This window comes from Paraburkholderia sp. XV (assembly GCF_020177535.1).
GTDB classification, from domain to species: Bacteria; Pseudomonadota; Gammaproteobacteria; order Burkholderiales; family Burkholderiaceae; genus Paraburkholderia; species Paraburkholderia caribensis.
Window position 1 is genome coordinate 105,015 of sequence record NZ_JAGUUD010000007.1, and the last position, 21,096, is coordinate 126,110.

Genomic DNA, 21,096 nt, shown 5'->3' on the forward strand with positions numbered 1-21,096 from the left:
TGCAGTGAATGCCGTAGGTTGAATCCGCATTGGTGAGACGTTGGATCTCCCGGTTCTCGCTTGATTGGTCAACCCAGCGGGGGATTCACATGAAGCGTGCCGAAGGTAAGGTGCGCAAGCCGGTTCGCCACCAGGCGCCAGTCGCTGAGCGGAGTGAAACGAACATGGCCGCGCTACATGCATTCGGCCGGGTCGACTTGGTGCCGGTGCTCGGCACGAACGACGTGGTGAATCCAGCGGCGAAGAACGATCCGAAGTCGCCGATTGCGGGCATGCCGATCATCTAGGCAAGGTGCCGAGGTCGTCAACAAGCGCTCGATGGCGGCGGGTTACGCCGGTCTAGGCAACGACCTGTTCTATATGGACAAGACGATGATGGTGTTCGGCGATGCGAGGAACGTGATCGAGGAAATGGCGAAGACGGGGGCCTGAGCGGTTGAACGGCACTCCCCTGGATACGCGGTCGCGCAGTGCGGTTTTGATAAAGTAGTGGTTGTTCGCGCCATTTCCTGCTTCGAAGGGTTGTCGATGAACATATTCTTGAAATTCTGTTTACGGCGGGCTTCACCTGTGACGGAGAGCATTTGTGCCAACGCGGTCAACTAGCCCCGTTCGAGCAATATGGGCGGCGGGCCACAGGGTGGCCGGAATGCAGCGCAATTGGTTCTGGGCGCAGACAACAGCGGACCACCGGGTCCGCACCGCGACTATGAGTCTGCGTCGTCTTCGTTGAGGTAGCCTGCAGACAGGTCCACCAGAAACTGCGCGCCCTTGCCGATTTCAGAGCGCAGCTGAATGCGCCAGCGTTGATGTTCACAAATTCGGCGTACGAGCGACAGGCCGAGGCCGAGATTGTCTGAGTTGGCTGCGCTCCCGCGTACAAACGGGTCGAAGACCTGTGGTCTGACATCTTCAGCGATTCCGGGCCCGTCGTCACAGACCTCGAAGCACTCCGGTCCTGCGCGGACGACAATATGAGTACCGGTGACCGCGTGTTGAAGAGCATTGCGGACGAGGTTCGAAAGCACGATGCGCAATAGCGCTGCGGGAAACAGACGGCCGGTTTGTAAAGACTCGCCGGGTGCGAAGTCAGCTAGAAGGATTAACCCCAATTGTCGAGCGCGCGGGGACCACCGCTCAATCTCGCTAAGCACGATGGTAGCGACATCTGATTGTTCGAATTCACGAGCGGTAGACGTACCGCGTGAGAGCATCAGATAGGCTGCAAGCTGTTGCTGGATTTCTCGTGCTGATGCATGGACACGTTCGAGCCTATGTCGCTGCGACGGAGTAACAGCCGGGTCGTCGAGCAATAGTTCGCAAGAACTCGATATCACCGTGAGCGGAGTGCGCAGCTCGTGGCTGACGTCTGCGGTGAAAAGCTTCTCTCGCTGCAACGCGGCTTCCAGTTGATTGTACGTTTCGTCGAATGCAGCGGCGAGTCGGCCGACCTCGTTTTCTGGGTACGCCTGTGCGAGACGCGTCTGCGGGGGTAGCCCGGGTCTCGTAACGACGTGTTCGGCAAGTTGAATCAGAGGGCGGACCAGCCGGCGCGTGAAAAGGGCGCCTAGCAGGAAAGCGATGAAGAGCGCCGAGCCGACACTGAGAATGGTCATCCAGTGCGAGCGGACCCGCTGTGCTTCAAAGCTGGTGTAATCCCGCAGGAGTATATAGCGCACGCCCGCGCGATCGTCGACGATCACGTGCCACACTCGTGCATCGTGGTCAAGCCTTGAGAAACCCGGCTCAAGACCCCGCAGCCACGCGGGAAATGTGTCGCTGCCGGCTACCCCGTGGAAGAAGCGATCCGTTCGACCTACGTCCTTGCCCGCCAGATAGTCGTCCCTCACCCGACCTAGGGCCATACCCATATCGATCTGTTGGAGATGAACTTCCAGGCGGTTAACTGTCCATATGGATACAGACGAAAGTACTGTTCCCACCAGCAGTGCCAAGATAAGGTAAGCGGCCACAAGATCACTTGTGACCGTGCGATGCCCTCGCCATAGCTTGTCCCGTGTCGGCGAAGGCTGCTCAGTGCTCATGATTCATCTGCGCGCAGCTGATATCCGACTCCGTGAATAGTGCGCAGTAGTTGTCGCGGGAATGGCCTATCGATCACCTGGCGCAAGTGATGAACATGCCGACGCAAGCTGTCGCTATCAGGCGGTGAGTCAAGCCACAACGCTTCTTCGAGTCGGGCACGCGGGACGACTGCCGGACTTTCCTGCATAAGTAGCTTGAGCACCGCCATTGGCGCAGGGGGCAGCTTCAGCATTGTTCCGGCGCGGCTCACGCTGCGTGTCTGACTATCCAGTTCAAGATCTGCCACTCGCAATATTCGGATGGCAGCCCGCTGTCGAGGCCGCTGCATGAGCGCTTTGACGCGAGCAGCGAGCTCGGCCAGTGCAAAAGGCTTCACGAGATAATCGTCCGCTCCACACTCGAAGCCGGCCAGTCGCTCTTCGAGCGTGTCGCGCGCCGTAAGGATAATCACTGGCGTCTCGCAGCGCGCGTCACCTCGCAAGCGGCGACATAACTCGTAACCATCCAGCCGTGGCAGGGCGAGATCTAGCACTATCACGTCATATTGATTGTTCGCCGCGAGCGCATAGCCTTGCATTCCGTCCATCGCGCAGTCAACAATATAGTTGCGAGCTTCCAGATAGCTGGTGATGTTGCCCAAGATGTCAGGGTCATCCTCGATTGCAAGAACGCGCATGGTCTCAGAGTGTGGGCGGAAGGGCGGTTGGGGCCATTGTATCAGCCGCCGGGCTTGCGTCGTTTCCGGAGGTTAGTGCGGCAAACGCCGCTCGAGTATCACCTTTACAGCGAGCGTTCCCATCGCAATCAGCGCTAGCAAGCTCGCTGCCGCGAACGCACCGGCGAAGTTGTAGCCGTCATACATTACCTGAACGTAAAGTGGTAGGGTATTCGTCAGCCCTGGGACGTGACCAGATACTACAGAGACAGCTCCGAATTCGCCCATGGCACGTGCGTTCGTGATGACAACACCGTAGATCAGGCCCCAGCCCACCCGCGGCAGTGTGACGCGCCAGAACATTTGCCACGCGGTCGCTCCTAGAACGAGGGCTGCTTCCTCTTCGTCACTGCCTTGCGCCTCCATCAACGGGATCAGTTCGCGTGCAACAAACGAGAACGTTACGAATGTTGTCGCGAGAACGAGGCCTGGCAATGCGAAGACAATCTCGATGTGATGTTGCCGAAGCCAAGGCCAAAGGGGCCCTTGAGCACCGAACAAAAGCATAAACAGCAATCCAGCGACGACAGGCGATACAGAGAACGGTAAGTCGATTACCGTCTTTAGCAGCGTTTTGCCGGAAAAATCAAACCGTGTGATGAGCCATGCAACGGCTATCCCAAACACGGTGTTGAGCGGCACTGATATCAGCGAAACGACGATTGTGAGTCGAATCGCCGAAAGCGCGTCAGAATCGCTGAACGCGTCGACGAATGCCGACAACCCTGAACCGAGTGCAGTGGAAAAAATGGCGATCAGTGGAAGTACAAGAAATATGACCAAGAATGCGCTGCCAGTGGCAACGACGACGCGGCGAGCTAGTGGTGGTTCGCTTGTTAGCGACCAATGCGCATGCTTGCGAGCGCTCGACATGGGGCGCACCTGACGCAAATTTGGTTCGTTCGATGTTTTTGAATGCTGCGTACTCATGTAGCGCGCCTTTTATTAGTCGATGACCGTGGTTCATAGATCCGTTGCAGCAGGTTCAACGCAAACAGGATGAAAAACGATGCTGCGAGCATAACCACGCCGATAGAGGCAGCGCCGTCGAAGTCGAACTGTTCCAGCTTTGTTACGACGAGCAGCGAGGTGATCTCTGAAACGAAAGGGCGATTGCCGGCGATGAAAATGACCGAGCCATATTCGCCTACACCTCGCGCGAAAGCAAGGCCAAAACCAGTCAAGAGCGCCGGCCGTAGTGCAGGCCAGACTACGTGGCGAAGAGTGGCACAACGAGACGCACCAAGGAGTACCGCTGCTTCCTCTTCCTCTGAACCGAGCTCTTCAATTACAGGTTGAAGAGTTCGCACGACAAAGGGTAACCCGACGAATGTGAGAGCGATAACAATGCCGGTCGAGTTGAATGCCAGCGGTAGCCCACGGTTAGAAAACCACCCTCCGACCCAACCGTTGGGCCCGAAAATAAATGCTAGCGTGATGCCGGCCACTGAAGTTGGCAGGGCAAATGGAAGGTCGATCAGCGAATCGAGAAGACGTCGACCCGCGAAACGGTATCGGACCAGCATCCACGCGCAGAGCAGACCGAGCACCGCATTGATTAGTGCGGCAACAAGTGCTGTACCTAAAGTCAAGCGGTAGGAGGCGACGAGCCGCGGGGTCCAGACAGCGTGAATGAAGCCTGCCCACCCCTCCGATCCAGCTCGCAGAAACAAGACGGAAAACGGTAATAGGACGACAACACTCAGCCAGGTTATCGCATAGCCTAAGGTAAGGTCAAATCCCGGCAGCGGACTTGATTTGCGCCTCTTACGACGACCAGTGCTGAACATGATTCGTCGCTTAGTTTGGCTGGAAAATCTGGTCGAACACGCCACCGTCCGCGAAATGTTTCGCCTGCGCAACGTGCCACCCGCCGAACATCGGATCGTCGATTCCAACGAGCTTGACAGCTGGGAACAATCTGGCATATTTCGCTGCAATGCTCGGTTCCGCAGGCCGATAATAGTTCTCAGCGATTAGCGCTTGAGCCTCAGGCGAATACATATGCTCAAGATAAGCTTGTGCAATTTTACGGGTTCCGCGCTGATCGACGACCGAGTCAATCACTGCTACGGGCGGTTCACAGCGGATGCTGATAGACGGTACCACCACCTGATATTTACCTGGAGCAAGCTTGTTCACAGCGAGTAGAGCGTCGTCTTCCCACGCTACAAGGACGTCTCCGATTCCGCGCTCGACAAATGAATTTGTCGCGCCGCGCGCCCCAGAGTCAAGGACCTTGACGTTGCGATAGAGTTTTTTCTCAAAGGCTTTGGCACTCACCTCGTTTCCTTCAGGCTGACGCATTGCGTACGCCCAGGCGGCAAGATAATTCCACCGTGCGCCGCTCGACGTTTTCGGATTCGGCGTGACCACGCCGACGCCTGGCTTCACCAGGTCGTTCCAGTCGTGGATTCCTTTTGGATTGCCTGCGCGCACGAGAAAAACAATGGTCGACGTGTAAGGCGTGCTGTTGTAGGGAAGTTGACGTTGCCAGTCCTTTCGCAGCAGGCCGCGTGCGGCGAGCGCATCTATATCTGAAGCGATGCCGAGCGTTACAACATCGGCTTGTTGGCCAGCCAGCACTTGGCGCGCCTGAGCCCCTGAGCCACCGTTGGTGGTGCGCACCGTGAGCGTCTCACCGCCTGTTTGCCTGTACCAGGCAGAAAACAGCTTGTCGTACGCCGTGTACAGTTCGCGGGTCGGATCGTATGACACATTCAGCAGTGTGGTGTCCGTGGCGGCGGCATGCAGAGATGCGAGCAGGCCGCCGAGGAGGAGAGCGCCCCGTGAAACAGAGGCTGCAGAGCTAAGTAACGCGGCGAGTTTCATGTGGAAAGAGAGTGGTAAGTGCGAGGGTCAGAAAAGCGAGGGCTGAGCTTATAGCGACGCGTTGGCACTCTCAAATCGGAATATGTGGATTGCTTATGACGCGAGTCGATTTGCGGGTTGGTAACGTTTTGTTGACGTTTGCACGTATAAAATCACGGCGTGGAGCTTCTTAGTCTGCAGCCAGATTGCGAGTCGAGTCCATTTTTGGTGGGTGACAGGCAAGTGCCGTGACCGTGCGACGAGGGCCAAGCTGCGGCCTCGATATGCGGGCTGGCGGTGGTAGCTGCCGGGTGGCGAATTTTTACAGCGTCCGCTGCGATCGTTGCGGTATAGCCACAATCGTTATCGAGGCCGGTACACCTAGAGGAACTTCTTTATAGCGGTGTAGACCAGACGCACACCGATCGTCAACAGAATCATGCGCGAACAACGGGAAAATAGTCGGGCGTTGAGTCGGGCGTTAAGGTGTATCCCGACATAAATACCAATGAAAGCGACCGGTGCCAAAAGGGCACTCGTATGAAGCGCGGTTGCGTTGAATTCGCCCAAGGCGAAGAAGCTTGCCAGCTTGCACAGATTGACGATCGCAAAGAATGCCGCAGTCGTTGCGGCAAAAGTACGGTTGCCTAGTCGATGAGGTAGGAGAAACATCGTCAATGCCGGTTCGCCTGCATTGGCCAGGAAACTCGTGAAGCCGGAAATCATTCCCCATAGAACTGCACGCAGAGGTCTCCGCCCGAAAGTAGGTGGCTTGTCATCATTCGAGAATTTTTCCCGTCCGCGCGCGGTCCCACGTCGCATCGCGTATACGACGGAAGTTAAACCTACGCTTAGTCGGAGCCATCGTTCATCGACGCGGTGAACCATGAGCATACCGATGAAAACTCCAACAAGCGCAGACGGTACCACAATGCGTAACAGTGACCAGTCCCATTCGCCGCGGTACTGCCACACTGCTACCAGGTCCGTCACACACAGGATGGGCAGCAGAATGATCACTACCTGTGTCACGGGTAGACACAACGACATCAACGGTACCGCCACAATACCTAGACCTAGCCCGAAGCCGCCTTTCGAAATACTTGTCAGAAGCAGCGCAGGAACACTGACGATGTAGAACCAGAAACTGGTAACGAAGAGCTGTTCAGGCATTGTGCGGCTAGACGATTGATCGCGTCGTTGAGCTACGAGTCCAACCGGTGGACCGGTCGGTAACAGAGCGCGAACGATGAAGGTAATGACGACACGCACGCGAAGTGGAAAACCCGGTGCACGGCAGCAAATCAGATATCGGCTCGGGTCCGCAGACAGTAGAACCTGTAGCCTGGGTCGGGCGACGAGGGCGACGCATTCGAAAGGATGCCAGAGCGCCGAGTCTTCTCTTGCCCCCCCGGCTCAGCATACCGACGTTCTGACGTCTCGTTTCTCTTGCGGCCCATGAAGCGACGTGCGCCCAGCTCATCGTCCCATGTCAGATACTGATACGAACTTCGGTCCGCGAGGCGCACGGTCAGTCAGACCAATGACCGTTTGATTGGTGGTTTCGTTGAAAAATACTTCGCGATACCATCGTAAATGGCGTCTGCCATGCTTTGCCGATAGCTCTCGCTCTTCAGCTTAGCCTCCTCGTCCGGGTTGCTAATGAAAGCGGTCTCCACAAGGATTGAAGGTATATCGGGCGCTTTCAGTACGGCGAACCCCGCCTGCTCCACGCCGACCCCGTGAAGATGATTTACCTTTCCCAGAGCGTCGCGGACGAGCGAGCCGTATTTTAGTGAGTCGTCAATCTGCTGCGTCGTAGACATGTCGTACAGTACCGGTGCAATGCTGGCATTGGCCCCTTTCAAATCTAAACCGCCGAGTGAATCCGCAGCATTCTCACTTTTCGCGATCCAGCGTGCAGCTTCACTCGAAGCACCATGCTCAGATAGCGCGAACACGGATGAACCATGCGCTGTGGGCGTAGTAAAGGCGTCGGCATGGATGGAAACGAATATATCGGCGCGGGCGCTACGGGCCTTTTCTACTCGCGTGCCGAGTGGCACGAAGAAATCATCGTCCCGGGTCATCATCGCGTCCATGTGTGGTGACGCCGCAATCTTGTCACGCAGACGGCGCGCAATGTCCAGCACGACATGTTTCTCGTAGGTACCTTCCCCGCCAATCGCACCGGGATCCTCGCCACCGTGCCCTGGGTCAATCGCAACGATGAGCTTGCGCGTCTGTAGGTCGTATCGGCTGGTAGCCGGTTGATCCGAGATTGTCGTTATAGAAGGTGCGCTCGGCGTTGATTCCGGGTAAAGGTCGAGCATGAGGCGGTACCCGTACTTGCCCGTTGGTGCGGTTGAGAATACCTTCGGCTTGACGGCGCCTTTCAAATCGAGCACGACGCGTACGACGTCGGGTGTGAATTGGCCTACCCGGACTTCGCGGATGTGTGGATCGTTCGGTCGAACGCGTGAGATCAATGCGCGCAACTGCGGGTCGAGTGCCAAGCCTCGAAGATCTAAAACGACTCGATCGGGCGCCTGCAACTGATGTTCTGCGATGTCCAACGGTCGGGTGGACTCAATCGTCACACGCGTGTAGTCACTAGCTGGCCACACTCGCACGCCCAGTATTACCGGCGCGCTACTGGCGCGCGAAAAGCCTGGAGTCATACTTCCCAGCAAGAGTGATGCACTCAGCTTTAACCACCGGCGTCTCGCGGTGAGCGAACGGCTGCTAGCGGGCGCACCCGCTGAACGCATGGGCTTCATGGCTTCCTTCTTAGTTGCTGCGCGTCAATTTCGAATTGAGATGTTTCTCGACCGAAAGGCCGACTCGGGCCCCAATGCGGGAGAGGGCGAGCCATTGTTGCATCCAGACGCCCTTGCCATAATCTCTGCCCGTTCGTATGTGGGTTCCGATCTGATCGGAAATGCCAGTTGGCTCCAAGGTAGTTTCCCACGATGCCGTGCGAAAAAGCATATCCCACCAGGGGAAGAGCACGCCAAAGTTGCATCCGTATGCAACTCCGGTATGGCCATACTCTATTGCGTGATGCCGTCGATGGAAGGATGGACTTACGAGAATGCGTTCAAGCAATGAGCCATACGGAAGCCGGGCGTTGACGTGCTGAATTGCTTGTAATGTATTACCCAGTGCGACAAGAACGACAAACTGACCAGGCTGGGCACCGATGAATAGGCCAACGAACGTGAACAATGCAGTTTGAACAATTTCGTCAAGAAAATGGTTGCGGTCGTCGTTCCAGAGCGACATCTGTCTTTGGCTGTGATGGACGGCATGGAGTTCCCACCAGATTCCAAATCGGTGCTGCCATCGGTGATACCAATAGCCGAGGAAGTCGAGTGCCACGAGATAGATAAGGAACGAGACGATCGGTTTGTCGGTGACACCGGGCAAGATCTCGTCGATGTTCACCGTCGCGATGTTATGGACGGTCATCCACGTCTCCAGATGGTTGATGACCGGCTGCATCCATACAAAAAATAGCGCATTAACGACGCCGATTTTGGCGATCCACGTGTACCACACGTCAGCAATAAGCGGCTTGCGATCGCGCCAATGCTCGATCGGACGCCACGCTTCCAAAGGACGCAAGATGACATAGGTTAGTGTGAGTTCAAGCACACCTACAACGGACCAGTACAGCGCGTCGTACGTGTCTTCGTCGTAATCCATCAAATGAAGGCGATACAGCAGTGGCTGCACCAGGTAGACGTAGACGTCCGTCTGCACGAGGCCAACGAACCGCAGAAAATGAACGCCAATGTCATGAACCACGTAGAAGTCCTCGCTCAATCAGGATTCGGCGCATAGACGGGCGCCCTGTCGCCCATATAGATTCCATGCGGAGACCGTCCGACCTCGATTGCGGTGACGAGCTTGCGCGTGCTTAAATCAATCACGCCCACATGACGGGAGAAGCGGAACGTCACCCAGAGATGGCGCCGGTCGGACTGCAATTCCATGTCATCCGGTCCGGGCATCAGGCCGGTGATGTCTCCCGTGTTTGTCAACGTCTTGTAATCCAGAATGCTGATGGTGCTATCGACGCGATTAGTGACTGCGACATGCCTACCATCGTCAAGTGACCGAAAATTATGGGCACCGCGTCCTGTATGGATCTTCTTCACAACGCTTCGGGTTTGTGTGTCCACAACGGTGACATCGTCCTCGCCGGTCATGCCAACGAGTAGATAGCGATTGCCGGGAACCATCCATAGCCCTGCAGGATCGTTGCCGACATGAAGCTTCCAGAGTACCGTTTGGGTTGGGAGGTCGACAGCTGCCACTTCACCAGACTCCTGCAGCGACACGAAAACCGTTCTATTGTCGAGAGAGAATGTCATATGGCTAGGCATTTTGCGCAGCGGTAAGCGCTTTGCCAGGGTGAAATGCATCCCGTCGTAATGGTAGATATCGATGCGGTCGAGGCGTAGTCCATTTGTGACGAACCACTTGCCATCAGGGGAGAAACCAAGCTGATAGGGGTCTTCCATGTCCTGTAGCCAGCCGCGCACAGCGCCTGTATTCGGGTCGAGGAACATGAAGTTGTCCGAGATGGAGTTTGCGACGATCAGTGTTTTGCCATCGGGTGTGACCATCAGGTGATGCGGTTCCTTTCCGGCTGGCATGGTCGCAACCACCTTTCTGGCAGCTTCATCGATGAGATTGATTTTTGCCTCTCCGGAATCGAGCACCACAACGTTTTCGGCCATTGCCGCAGGAACCAAAGTCAGAATTCCCAGAAAAAGTAAAGTTCGAGAAAAGTGCAGAAAGTAAATCGACATGGAAAAGCGGATTGTGATGGCGAGAGGGTGCGGAGTCAGGGCGAGCTCCGCCGGGTTGCAATCGACCGGATCCGTGCGAAAGACTGCTGCAGTCTATGAGCACCGAACGATTCGAGATCATTCTCTCACGTGAATTCTCGTTCGAAGTCGGGGTTGAAGAAATATCGACGTCTTGACATTTTCTTGACGAGTCGTCGTATATGCTGAGAAGGCACATACCTTCGCTTGGTTCATCCTTGGCTGTGTTCCGGGTATTCGACGAGAGAACCGCGAAGGAATCAGTGCGCTGGCGTGTGAGATTGGGCTCGCACACGAGATTCGCGCCCACACTGCAGTATCTGTCCACGCGGAGGATATCGACGTTTCAGGCGACTAAAGCCGCGCAGAGGAAAGTCCGTGCTGCGTCAGTACCGTTTAAGACCCTCGACGATCCGGCTTGAGCTGCATAAACAGCCGGTCGCGCGTCAGAGTCTACGGAAACAATTGTGCGCCTGTTCAGCAGAGCTGAACTGTGATGCGTCGGCGTGACCTCTACGAAAACAAGTCATAAATCGACGATTCGCCATCGCGCATACCGACTCGCAATTGATTTGCCGCACGTAACGCGTTTTATTCGAAAGGCCAGAATCAAATGCGATAAATTATGGCGGCGGGATCGAATATCGGACGGCACTGCTTTATGGGGTGTCCCTGGGCATCATCGGTTATGCGTCGCGACCTCTCGCGCATCCATCCAGAGTTGACGGAAGTCCCGGGCCGTCCTACGCAACACTAGGCGAGGCTTACGTACATTATCAAAAAGACTTGTTTTCGCTCTGGTAGGCCCTCGCATTTGAGCACTACAACGAGCATCATCCTCACAGCGCGCTGAAGTACCGCTCGCCACGCGAGTTCAGGCGCAGGACCGATTCATCAACTCAAGTGTGAGGCGGTGTCCGGAGGTACAGGGGCAAATCCATTGGCTACCTAGCCACCAAGATATCAAAATTGTAATCTTCCGGTCCGATTCCGGTCAGCTTCTTCCTTCCAAAATGAGGCTCCAGCCATACTTGAAGGGAGAATTGCAATGAATGGCGCTTGTGCGACACTGATGTTGACCTGTGCGCTTGGAGTCCCGGCGCTTGCATCTGCTAAGGCGGACAATAACTCGGAACTTACCCGCGCCGACGTGCATGCCGATCTCATTCGCGTTGAGCAGGCAGGCTATCGCCCGGGACAATCAGTAGATCTGAACTACCCGGAAGATATCCAGGCCGCAGAGAAAAAGATCTGGGCCGATGAGTCGGCGTCGCATATGGCGCCGACAGCGTCTGCGGATGGTCAGAAGTGATTGACCTTCGGATCTCTCTGCGCGTTGCGCTGTGAGCTTCTAAGCTACCTGCGGCTTATAACGGGAGTGAGAGCGCGACCACCAACCTTGATGCCTGTGTCTTTCGCTGCTCAGTCTGATTGTGCGAGGAGATACGGGCATTGCAGACCGTTTTGCCGGTGACAGCCGATTCAGCACCGAGGCGGGCGCGTACCATGTCACGCTGGTAAACGGTTGACGGATAACCGGATTTTGCGGACGCGCGCATGTCCGAGTCTCGATATTCGCCGTGTTCCGCGTGAGCGCGAGGAGGAACCATTGTAGGGAACCGTAGCAGACCGATTGCTCTGGTCGGACGCCTGCCGCCTATGGCTATTGCCAACGCCTCAATCTCAGTCGAAGGTGGCGGGCGACTTTGTCGTAGGGGCAGGGTGTACGGGAAGCGGCGACGTTTCCTTGGAGCTAACAAGAAGGAGCGTGAGCAATGCAGCTACGGCCGCGATTCCTGTTGCGACAAGCAACACAGATGCAAAGCCCGAGGCGAAGCTCAGACGTGCAATGTCGAGAACCTTTTCATGTGCGTTTTCTGGCATTCCTGCTACGAGACCCGCCACGTCACCCGCGACAATGCGGGACACCATTGCAGTGCTGCTTCCGTTCATAATATTTGTCAGGCCTGCTGCCGACGCGGCCTTCACGAAATGAAGCTGGGTTCCGTTCGTCAGAATTGTGCCTAATCCTGTGATTCCGGTGACAAGCCCCACAAATCGCAGCGTACCGCTGATGCCTGACGCCATTCCGCCTCGTTCCGGCGGAATAACGCTCATCGATACCTTCGCAGTTTCTCCATTCAGCATGCCAGCGCCACAGCCGGTGACGAACATGCCGATAGCGACGACTTCGATCGGCAGATGTGTATTGACCATGAGGGCGGTGACAAGGTTGCCAGCCATGACGATGACAAGACCAGTCGTCAGAAGCGCTCTTCCCGAGATTCTTGTCGCGAGCGCGGCTGCAATCCGGGGAAAGAAGAACAGCGGAAGCGCAAAAGGTAACATGCTAATGCCCGCCATAGCGGGACTAAGCGCAAAGTTGTTCTGGAGATAGAGCGGCAGATAGGTCATCATGACCTGCGCTGAGGACGCAAAGCCGAGCATGGCAAAGCTGCTGCCGAGGAACGTCCGTTTGCGGAAAAGAGCGAAGTCCACCATCGGACGCTGCTGCACAAGTTCAGCTACGACATACAGTCCGAACAGTAGAGATGCTGTGGCCAGCTTCATAATGGTCGGGCGACTCGTCCATCCATCCGCATTTGCGTCGATCAGCGCCCATACCAAGGCGAACAAGCCGGTACCGAAAAGTATCATGCCGGGTACGTCCAGCCTCTGCGTGTCTGGGTCGTTTGACTCGTCGACAGACGTGACAGCGAGTGCGATGAGGGCCACTCCTACTGGAACGTTGACGAGGAACGCCCACCTCCAGCCCAATGCAGTGGTGATCACTCCACCAACCAAAGGACCCACGGCCACGGCGACTCCGATGACAGTGCCCCAAAAGGCAAAGGCCTTTGCGCGGCTGGCACCACGAAATGCGTGTCCCAGCGCAGCCAGCGCTGCACTGAGCTGGACTGCCGCGCCGACACCTTGTAGGGCGCGCGAGGCATTTAGAATGAGAGATGAAGGCGCGAGTCCGCAAAGGAAAGAGGCAACGGTGAAGGTCACCAGACCAAGAATCAACATCCGTCGACGGCCGAAGCGATCTGCCAGCGCACCAGCGGGCATCAGCAGGGCCGCAAAGGTCAGGACGTAGGCACTGATTACCCATTCGATATCGGAAAACGCCGCGTTGAGGTTGCGTGCGATTGCTGGCAGGGAAACAGCAACGATATTCGAGTCCAGCATAATCATGAAAGAGACGCCGGAGAGGCAGAGTAACATTCGGGCAGCGCGCCCGCTTACCCAACGCTCCCGTCGTTCCCGTGCGATTCGCGCCGCGTTATCGTTTTGAGTCGACGACGCTGTCGATGTAGTCTCATCGTTCATGAAGTGCTCTTTCGAAGTTACTTTTCTGGTCTGGCGCTGCCAGCTGCCTGTGAGCCGGATTGCGTACGGTTGCTTCCTATCGCGCCTAGCGGACCTTGTGCTGATAGACGAGAAGTTTGACGTAAGCGGCCGAGAGAAGCGGCGTCGCAATGCCTGCCTCCCCTGCGTGGCGCACGAGGGCGCCAATAATTTCTTCCACCTCGACTGGTCGGCCACGCTGCACGTCTCGGAACATGGACGATACGAACGGCGACCCTTTGGCGGTAAGTTGCTCGCGCGTAAGGTGTAGGAACGTGTCCGATGGAGGCTCGCCAACGACCTTCACAATGGTGACGATCTCTTCTAGCAGTTGGAGAGCGAATGACGCTCCACCCGTGCAGGCTTCAATCTCCCCAATCGTTCCGCCCGTCAGGCATGTAATGGCGCCGACTGACGCGAGCAGAATCCACTTTTCCCACATCTCGCGACCAATGACACGCGACAGGCGGGCACCGATATTCGCGTCCCGGAAGAAGGCATCCAGAGCCTCGATCCGAGATGTAACGCCGCCGTCGAGTTCTCCGAAGGCGAAGTCCTGCATCGGCGAAAGTTGCACGATGCGCCCGTCGTCCTCAAGCACCGTCGCTACCTTCAGCGTGCAACCGACCAGGTTGTGCTTCGTGAAGCGCCGGGCGAGAGTTTCCATATGACCCATACCGTTGAGAACGGGCAAAATCATGGTTTCTGGGCCGACCGCCGGTGCAATGTCTTCCAGGACGTTGGCCAGCTGGTATCCCTTCACAGCGAGCAGGACGGCATCGTAGGGCTGTGCAATCTCACCTGCTGTCACGAGCGTTGGATACAACGTCGCGTCGCCGTGCGCGCTCTGGATACGTAGCCCCGTTTCGCGCAACTGTAACGCTCGCGTCGGTCTAACCAGAAAGGTGATGTCACGCCCGGCTTGTGCCAGTCGGGCGCCGAGATATCCACCGGTGGAGCCTGCTCCAACTATCAATAAACGCATAACGCTTTTTGTCCTCATTTGATGAAACTGGTAAGCGCAGCTTTGCGGTGATACGCAGGTCCAACGCCGGACGGCAACGCAAAACGCTGGGTCGTCTCAGGCATCAGAGGCTGCCTCGAGTCACAGCACCTGCCGGCGCCGACGTCGCACCGCAGTCATTTAAATTACGCTTGTTATCATTAATTCTAGAGCGATATGATGATGGGCGCAATCATAAGATTTTCGAAAGGATTCGACGTTCGGCATGCGCGACCGTGGGCTCGGCGCCAATCAACAGCGCTCGGGATGGCATCAGCTGTGCCTCGTGACTCAACTCATCAAGTGCAAGGAATTCGGATATGACCAGAGTTACCAAAGAAGCCGCGGAGGCAAACAAGAGGGGTTTGGTGGACGCCGCTGGCCGTCTTTTTCGGGAAAAAGGCCTTGATGGCGTCGGGGTAGCGGAGATTGCCCGATCTGCGGGTTTAACGCATGGCGCCATCTATTCGGGATTCGCCGGCAAAAGTGATTTGGCCGTCGCGGCGCTGAGGCGAGGGCGTGAAGCTGGGGCAGAGCGCCGAACGAAGGCCTTAGGGAACGAGCCGGATGTCAATGCGCTGTTGATGCACTATGTCTCAAAGCGTCAGCGTGACGATCGTATTAATTGTTGCCCCCTCCTTGCCTCCGCGAGCGAAGCTGCCCGCCAGGACAGTATCTACCGCAAAGAGTTTTCAGAGACATTTCTCGAACTCGTCTCTGCTTTGCAAGCTGCGATGGAGCGAGAGGACACAAAAGATGCGCATCGAAAAGCTCTCGCCGTCGCAGCCGGGATGATCGGTGCGGTTGCGATGGCGCGAGCTCTTGACAGGCAGTTATCTGACGAGCTACTGGAAGCTGCGCGCGCGAGCTTCGTCGAATTCGCCGAGTCTTAAACGCGCGCTTCCGCGTCAGCGGCGCTTCTCGTCTTTAAAGCGCAGATTTATGGCGAGTAGCCATTCGACGATAACCAACCTCCGGATACATGGGAACAGTTAGTGCGCAAGCGAGACGAATTTTCGGCGCCGTTCGTGCCGAATTCCCATTTCAACAATTCGATGATTTCTGGGTCTGTCGAGTTTGGCTCTTTCGCGCGGCGCACAATTCGAGTTTTGCAACATTCTCACGGCTATAGAAAGAAGTTTGGTTTGCCGGCGTGATCAGAGTTTGAGATAGGGGTGTCCTTACATCTTCGTTTTCCGCCGGAGCTTACTGCAATCAAGGCTGACAAGCGACCCAGATGCGGGACCCCAGAGATCGTAAGCCGGGGCCTATTTTATGAACAGCGGCTAGGCAGAGGCTTTCTTTTGCGCTTCAAGTCGCTTTGCGTGTCTTTCAACGCGTCTGCTGGGACGGGCAGCAGACTGCTCGGCTGTGTGCTGCCTAGCCGCGTGACTTGCACCTATCGAACGCAGGTTGTCGATGGTGAGAGACGCTAGGCGCTCGCGCTCAGAACCGGGAGGTAGAAGATAGGCTAGAACAGCGAAATTTTTCTGGGAAACGAATTTTTTCGCGTCTCCAATCCATCTGGATGCAGCTTCGATGTCGTCCGTTACCTCCTGCAGTCCACGCACGTGGGTCAGTAGGTCTCGCGTTGTGAGTGAAAGCGGATCCATGAGGCGTAGCCGGTCCGCTTTTTCGAACATTTTTCCGACGTTGAATTTGGGCGCGATAACCGCCAGGCCCTCTATTTCGCCCCGGCGATTCTGGTAATACCTCGCCTGAGCACGAGTCTGGTACAAGCCATCGTCAATAAGTCGGCTCATTTCTGCCTCATCGCGTTGCAGCTCTTCGGTCACAATCCGACCGCTCACATCCTTCAGCCTGACTTGTAATGGCACACGAAGGTTGAAGGATGCCAGCAAGGTATCGATTTGTAGTTGCGATCGGCCGCACTCCGCGCCTATCGTCCGCGCCTCATCAAAGCGATTCAGGATCTCTTTCCGGTCCTGCAATCGACGGATGGCGTCGGCACGTACCTTATCGTCGGCGAATCGTTCACGCTCCCTGGCGAATTGCTCTCCGAAGTTCTCCGGGCTTGCGCCGCATACGTGACCAATGTTGGAGAGCCGTCCGTCCTCTAGTTCAACCAGCACACCGTCCCGATGTTTCTGATGACAGGTCGTAAGCGAGCACCGCATGTACGTTCGTAGATAGTATGAAGGACCCGCCGGAGTTGGACCTGTCGAGGTCAATGCAATCGACGTAACCTTCAACTTGGCGGAAATCCGAAGGCTGCTCAAGTTTTCTGAACTGTCGCGTGTCCATACTCTTCCTTCCGAGGGAGATGCACTGAACTGTACATCCATACAGGGTTGCGCATCAAGCTCGCATAACTGTCCGGCAGTTGATGCAGGGAAACGGAATTCGTGAGTCTGGAGCAGAGTTCGTGCGACCGAAAAGAGGGAATTCATGAGACTGCCGGGGACTCTGTCATGATGCTGGCGAGCACGGCAGGCGGACGGTAAATGAGGTGCCGTTTTCTGAAGAGGCGACCCCTATCGTTCCCTGGTGCGCGCTAGCAATGCAGCGGCAGATGTACAGGCCCAGCCCCATGCCTGCCGCCATACCCCGCCGGTCAGCCGGCCCCGCGCGGGTTAGCGGATCGAATAGCGTGGGCAGCGCGCGTTCCGGGATCGGGTTACCTTCGTTGGATACGACCAGTGTGACCTCGCCATCATGACCGGCGGCGTCCACAACGACGGGTCCTGCTCCATAGCGCACAGCGTTGGTTACCAGATCGACCACCAGCTGGCTGAGCCGACTGCCGTCCCACCTACCCCGGAGTTCACCGGCCAAACGCAGCTCGATATGGGCATTGGGGTAGGACGCGCGCGCTTCGTCCACCGCATCGCGACAGATCCGCCCGGTATCCTGCGGCGTCAAACTGACCGGCAGCGCGTCGCCCAGCCGCGTGCGCGTAAAAATGAGCAGATCGTCAATCATCTGTTTCATCCGCATGGCGCCACGCTGAACAAACGCCACCGCCCTTGCGCCGGCAAAGGAGAGACCCTCGTCATGCAAGAGTACTTCGGCGGCATTCAGCATTGCGCCCATCGGGGAGCGCAGGTCATGGGCGAGTACGCCGGCGAACAGGTCGCGGATGCGCTCAGTGCGCTGTGCGTAGTGCCGCACCGATTCGGCAAGCACCTGGTCGATCGCCTCGTTGAACCGGATCATCTCCTGGAACGCCGCAGCACCGGACGGCGACCTTTTCTCCCAGCGGCGCAGAACTGTGGGGCGCAGGGAACGGAACTCGGCAACCACATCGTTGATGCTGAATCCGTGTGACAGACGATCCTCCGCATGCAGACGCGCGACCCGGTCGAAGTCCGAATTCGGGGCGTGCGTACCGCCGCGCGATTTGCTTTCCTGCTGCGCGTAGTTCTGCGTCTCGCGCATGTCCGTCGCGATCGCGGTCAGGATGTCAGCCGCCGAGTTACGCAACTGGGTTTCCGTCAGCTGCGTGTCGTCCTGGCTGAGCGAAAGCGCATAACTGGTCCAGTCTTCAATCAGACCGGATAAATCAGCTTCAATGAAATCGGCGAGGCTCATGCATTCCTCCTGGTATGAGGGTTGCGCGTACACAAAAGCCTGTGCCGGTCGTTAACCGGCCACGCAGCCAGTCGCCAACACGATCGAACCCCATACCATTTTCTGTATGGCAAATTCTTCACACTGCAGGCGATGGACGGCGCAGGCTGTCGCCCGCGGGGCAGTAAGGGTGCAGGTTGCTAGTCGTCGATGGATTACCGTAGTTGTGTACGTCAAGTTGTGCAGAAACCGGTGACGATGGTTTCAGTCGATCTTTCTGCCGTGTCCGCTGCGCAGGGCGTAGCCCTCAACAGCGGACACGGCGCGCCGCTCATGCAGCAGCGCGTAGAAACTCCTTCTTCTGCTCGGCCAGCAGAGCCATGTTCAGATAACGGCTGTCTTCGAGCCACGTTTCATGCGTTTCGCTGCACAGGGCCCGGACGAGTCGCAGGCACGCCGCCTCGTTCGGAAAGATTCTCACAATACGCGTGCGTCGCCTGATTTCCTCGTTCAGGCGCTCAAGCTTGTTGGTCGACTTGAGGTGTTTGTGATGCGCGCGAGGCAAGCGGTAGAACGTCAGCGTCTCGGCAATGTTGCCTTCCACCCAGTCGACGAGCTTCGGATACTTGCCCTGCCACTTGCTGATCCATGCAGCCAGATCCCGTTGTGCTTCCTGCAGGTCGCGACGGTCGTACATCCAGCGCAGTTCCTGCAGGCAGTCATCGTCGGCTTACGCGGCAGATAGTCCAGCGCGTTGCGCAGGAAGTGCACATAGCAGCGCTGCCAGACGGCCTCAGGCGTACCATTTTCGGCACCCTCGGGCGCCGACCGATAGCGAGGGGGTCTGAAACCATCTTCGGCGGGGTGTTGAATGAAGCACGGCGAGAAGGCGTATCCGTTTCCCTGAGCGTCCTTCACGGAAATCCCGCGCGTCGTCTCTACGAGCAACTTGGCTTCAGGGGAGTTACAGAAATATCACTCGACGCCAAGCTGATATGGCCCCGGGCTGTGCCCGCTAACGAGAGCAACCACCTGGATCCGGATGTCTGACCAGGTCGTTAAATGACCGCAGACGATGAAACTACCGAGTGTTCTCGTCTTGTGCCTTCGCAAGTCACAGTACCGAAGGCGTAGCAAGCCGTACTGCCTGTTCTCGTAGGTCTCGCCGAACTGTAGAGCGCCGCTGATCGTTCAGGCGACGCTTCTGTTTCAGGCGAACGTGAAATTGCTCTGATCACACATCAGTTCTGCTGCTTCCAGCTCACATATCGCCCGTCATCCTGGGCCGGGCGTCAGCGTAAAGCAGCGTTGCATCACGTTGCGAAGCTGGGTTGCATCGGCGCGGGCGTAGCCGGACGTAGTCGCTACCGACCGGTGCCCGAGCAGGACCTGCGCGACGGGCAGCGGCACGTGAGCATCGACGACAAGCGTCTTGCCGACCAGATGACGCAACCAGTGTGGCGACGCCTCCTGGAGCGCCAGGCGCGTGGCGACCTCGGCAGGCGGCACGGCGGCGGCCATTTCCGCAAACGCGGCCCGGACCTCGCGATACAGTCCGGAGGGGCCGAGCGCGTCTTGCCGCTGCCCGCGGATCAGCGGCAGGTTCTCCCGGGGTGCCGGGTCAGGCGGCAGTCCGCATGCCGACCGGTATCGCTGCAGAAAGATCACGCACGGACCGGGGACGGGAACCGCCCGCTCCCGGTGCCCCTTTCCCCTGACCTGTAGCGTCCAGCCGTCGTCGCTGGTTGCGAGCCGGGGAAAGCTATCGTGCCAGGCCAGTTCGTCCAGGCGGATGCCGGTAAAACGGTAGGTCGCGACGATCGCCGCGCGTCGCGCGACGGCGACCGGCTGCCCGTCCGCGTTCAGGCGGGCGCGCAACCAGTCGTCGCATGCCCGTACGGCGCCGGCGGGCAGAATGCGATCGGGTGCGAACTTCTCACGTGCGGCGGCCGCGTCGCCCAGACCCGCGCCGGGGTTCGCCGTCAGATACCCCGTGCGCCATAGATAACTCAGGACGCTGCGCACGACGGCGAGCGCGCGTTGCTGGCTGCGTTCGCCGAGCACATGCGAGGCGCGCGCAGTACGTGCGCCCATGGCAGACAGGGCTTCGCGGTAGCGGACGAGGTGTTCGCGCGACAGGCTGGACAGCGGGCCGGCAATGTCGTTTGCCTGGCACCACCTGACCAGGCGCCGGATTTCCGCGATATACCCGCGTCTTGTGTGCACGGAGCCGCCTGCCCGGTCGCGTAGGAAAAGCCGGATCGCCGACGCATCGTCGAAGCTGCACAGGGTGTTCGACGCCGCATCCCGGTTGACGAGGTGTCCCGCGCCGGCGAGCCAGGGTTCGTCGTCAAGCGAGGCCTGGGCCCTTGTGCCCGTGTGCGGGGCCGGACCGGCGACGGGCTCAGGGTCGCGCTGCGGCCCGCGGGGCCTGACGCAGCGAAAGCGAACCCGCAGGACGCGCAGCAGGCGCTCGACGACCACCTCGCTGCGCGGAGCCCGCCCGGCGGGCACGGTCAGCACCCGGCCCGCATCCCAGAACTGCACCACGGCGCCGCCGGCCAGCAGCAGGGCAAAGACCTCGGGTTGCGCGGCTCTCGCGTCCTGCATGCCCCCGTACTTCCTGAGCAGGGAGGCAGGCGTCCAGCGTTCGTAGACGGGCACGCCCAGTGCATGGGACAGGTAGCGCACGGCGTCGTCGATGCCGGCCGGCAGCGGTCGGGGTGGAACAGCGAGCACGTCGATCCAGTCGGCAGGCGACATGACGGTCTCCGGTGACAGGTGCGCACGCACACCCGGCG

Annotated in this window: 16 protein-coding genes and 2 pseudogenes; 3 read left to right on the top strand and 15 right to left on the bottom strand. The window is 57.8% G+C overall.

All coding sequences use genetic code 11. The features are described from left to right. Positions 1–182: 182 nt before the first annotated feature. Positions 183–432: pseudogene (locus KFO72_RS06185) on the top strand (NAD(P)(+) transhydrogenase (Re/Si-specific) subunit beta); the annotation flags it as partial. Between the two features lie 275 nt (positions 433–707). Here KFO72_RS06185 and KFO72_RS06190 read toward each other — a convergent pair. From KFO72_RS06190 to KFO72_RS06230, 9 genes are all read right to left on the bottom strand, one after another. Then, positions 708–2,045, bottom strand: coding sequence for a sensor histidine kinase (locus KFO72_RS06190; RefSeq protein ID WP_224101170.1), 1,338 nt, complete (start codon positions 2,043–2,045; stop codon positions 708–710). After that, positions 2,042–2,722, bottom strand: a complete 681-nt coding sequence (locus tag KFO72_RS06195; RefSeq protein ID WP_054922855.1) for a response regulator transcription factor — start codon at positions 2,720–2,722, stop codon at positions 2,042–2,044. The genes KFO72_RS06190 and KFO72_RS06195 overlap by 4 nt, the downstream gene beginning before the upstream one ends. Positions 2,723–2,794: 72 nt before the next feature. Further along, positions 2,795–3,691 (bottom strand): sulfate ABC transporter permease subunit CysW, encoded by an 897-nt coding sequence (gene cysW, locus KFO72_RS06200; protein ID WP_225031641.1) that lies wholly within the window; start codon positions 3,689–3,691, stop codon positions 2,795–2,797. Continuing rightward, a complete protein-coding gene (cysT, locus tag KFO72_RS06205; protein WP_224101168.1) occupies positions 3,688–4,551 on the bottom strand; it encodes a sulfate ABC transporter permease subunit CysT in 864 nt (287 codons plus the stop codon). The genes cysW and cysT overlap by 4 nt, the downstream gene beginning before the upstream one ends. Positions 4,552–4,561: 10 nt before the next feature. Further along, the gene (locus KFO72_RS06210; protein WP_225031643.1) at positions 4,562–5,593 is read right to left on the bottom strand and encodes a sulfate ABC transporter substrate-binding protein; all 1,032 of its coding nucleotides are present in this window, start codon (positions 5,591–5,593) and stop codon (positions 4,562–4,564) included. A gap of 360 nt (positions 5,594–5,953) precedes the next feature. Then, on the bottom strand, positions 5,954–6,745 hold the full coding sequence (locus KFO72_RS06215) for a sulfite exporter TauE/SafE family protein (protein WP_224101166.1): 792 nt from the start codon (positions 6,743–6,745) through the stop codon (positions 5,954–5,956). Between the two features lie 362 nt (positions 6,746–7,107). Next, positions 7,108–8,343, bottom strand: a complete 1,236-nt coding sequence (locus KFO72_RS06220) for an N-acetylmuramoyl-L-alanine amidase (RefSeq protein WP_412101764.1) — start codon at positions 8,341–8,343, stop codon at positions 7,108–7,110. A 19-nt stretch (positions 8,344–8,362) separates the two neighbouring features. Further along, positions 8,363–9,382, bottom strand: coding sequence for a sterol desaturase family protein (locus KFO72_RS06225; RefSeq protein WP_224101224.1), 1,020 nt, complete (start codon positions 9,380–9,382; stop codon positions 8,363–8,365). A 14-nt stretch (positions 9,383–9,396) separates the two neighbouring features. Further along, on the bottom strand, positions 9,397–10,392 hold the full coding sequence (locus KFO72_RS06230) for a beta-propeller fold lactonase family protein (RefSeq protein WP_225031647.1): 996 nt from the start codon (positions 10,390–10,392) through the stop codon (positions 9,397–9,399). 1,066 nt (positions 10,393–11,458) lie between these two features. Here KFO72_RS06230 and KFO72_RS06235 point away from each other — a divergent pair. Next, complete coding sequence (locus KFO72_RS06235; protein ID WP_224101163.1) at positions 11,459–11,722, top strand: DUF4148 domain-containing protein; 264 nt, start codon at positions 11,459–11,461, stop codon at positions 11,720–11,722. 371 nt (positions 11,723–12,093) lie between these two features. Here KFO72_RS06235 and KFO72_RS06240 read toward each other — a convergent pair whose 3' ends face one another. Both KFO72_RS06240 and KFO72_RS06245 read right to left on the bottom strand, forming a co-directional pair. Further along, on the bottom strand, positions 12,094–13,743 hold the full coding sequence (locus KFO72_RS06240) for an MFS transporter (protein WP_225031648.1): 1,650 nt from the start codon (positions 13,741–13,743) through the stop codon (positions 12,094–12,096). Positions 13,744–13,828: 85 nt separating this feature from the next. Beyond that, positions 13,829–14,746, bottom strand: coding sequence for a ketopantoate reductase family protein (locus KFO72_RS06245; protein ID WP_225031649.1), 918 nt, complete (start codon positions 14,744–14,746; stop codon positions 13,829–13,831). Between the two features lie 338 nt (positions 14,747–15,084). Between KFO72_RS06245 and KFO72_RS06250 the strand changes: the two genes are divergently transcribed. Then, positions 15,085–15,657, top strand: a complete 573-nt coding sequence (locus KFO72_RS06250) for a TetR/AcrR family transcriptional regulator (RefSeq protein WP_225031653.1) — start codon at positions 15,085–15,087, stop codon at positions 15,655–15,657. Positions 15,658–16,050: 393 nt separating this feature from the next. On the opposite strand, the gene KFO72_RS06255 is transcribed toward KFO72_RS06250, so the two are convergent. From KFO72_RS06255 to KFO72_RS06275, 4 genes and pseudogenes are all read right to left on the bottom strand, one after another. After that, on the bottom strand, positions 16,051–16,857 hold the full coding sequence (locus tag KFO72_RS06255; protein ID WP_225031655.1) for a hypothetical protein: 807 nt from the start codon (positions 16,855–16,857) through the stop codon (positions 16,051–16,053). 337 nt (positions 16,858–17,194) lie between these two features. Next, the gene (locus tag KFO72_RS06260) at positions 17,195–18,316 is read right to left on the bottom strand and encodes a sensor histidine kinase (RefSeq protein ID WP_225031657.1); all 1,122 of its coding nucleotides are present in this window, start codon (positions 18,314–18,316) and stop codon (positions 17,195–17,197) included. 310 nt (positions 18,317–18,626) lie between these two features. Further along, positions 18,627–19,093: pseudogene (locus KFO72_RS06265) on the bottom strand (transposase); the annotation flags it as partial. A 477-nt stretch (positions 19,094–19,570) separates the two neighbouring features. Next, on the bottom strand, positions 19,571–21,058 hold the full coding sequence (locus KFO72_RS06275; protein ID WP_225031660.1) for a tyrosine-type recombinase/integrase: 1,488 nt from the start codon (positions 21,056–21,058) through the stop codon (positions 19,571–19,573). Positions 21,059–21,096: the final 38 nt, after the last annotated feature.

Excerpts from the sequence above, each read along its gene's own strand:
- KFO72_RS06220 (WP_412101764.1), bottom strand. The coding sequence starts at position 8,343 with ATGCGTTCAGCGGGTGCGCCCGCTAGCAGCCGTTCGCTCACCGCGAGA.
- KFO72_RS06230 (WP_225031647.1), bottom strand. The coding sequence starts at position 10,392 with ATGTCGATTTACTTTCTGCACTTTTCTCGAACTTTACTTTTTCTGGGA.
- KFO72_RS06215 (WP_224101166.1), bottom strand. The coding sequence starts at position 6,745 with ATGCCTGAACAGCTCTTCGTTACCAGTTTCTGGTTCTACATCGTCAGT.
- KFO72_RS06275 (WP_225031660.1), bottom strand. The coding sequence starts at position 21,058 with ATGTCGCCTGCCGACTGGATCGACGTGCTCGCTGTTCCACCCCGACCG.
- KFO72_RS06245 (WP_225031649.1), bottom strand. The coding sequence starts at position 14,746 with ATGCGTTTATTGATAGTTGGAGCAGGCTCCACCGGTGGATATCTCGGC.
- KFO72_RS06240 (WP_225031648.1), bottom strand. The coding sequence starts at position 13,743 with ATGAACGATGAGACTACATCGACAGCGTCGTCGACTCAAAACGATAAC.
- KFO72_RS06190 (WP_224101170.1), bottom strand. The coding sequence starts at position 2,045 with ATGAGCACTGAGCAGCCTTCGCCGACACGGGACAAGCTATGGCGAGGG.
- cysT (WP_224101168.1), bottom strand. The coding sequence starts at position 4,551 with ATGTTCAGCACTGGTCGTCGTAAGAGGCGCAAATCAAGTCCGCTGCCG.
- cysW (WP_225031641.1), bottom strand. The coding sequence starts at position 3,691 with ATGAGTACGCAGCATTCAAAAACATCGAACGAACCAAATTTGCGTCAG.
- KFO72_RS06195 (WP_054922855.1), bottom strand. The coding sequence starts at position 2,722 with ATGCGCGTTCTTGCAATCGAGGATGACCCTGACATCTTGGGCAACATC.
- KFO72_RS06250 (WP_225031653.1), top strand. The coding sequence starts at position 15,085 with ATGACCAGAGTTACCAAAGAAGCCGCGGAGGCAAACAAGAGGGGTTTG.
- KFO72_RS06260 (WP_225031657.1), bottom strand. The coding sequence starts at position 18,316 with ATGAGCCTCGCCGATTTCATTGAAGCTGATTTATCCGGTCTGATTGAA.
- KFO72_RS06210 (WP_225031643.1), bottom strand. The coding sequence starts at position 5,593 with ATGAAACTCGCCGCGTTACTTAGCTCTGCAGCCTCTGTTTCACGGGGC.
- KFO72_RS06235 (WP_224101163.1), top strand. The coding sequence starts at position 11,459 with ATGAATGGCGCTTGTGCGACACTGATGTTGACCTGTGCGCTTGGAGTC.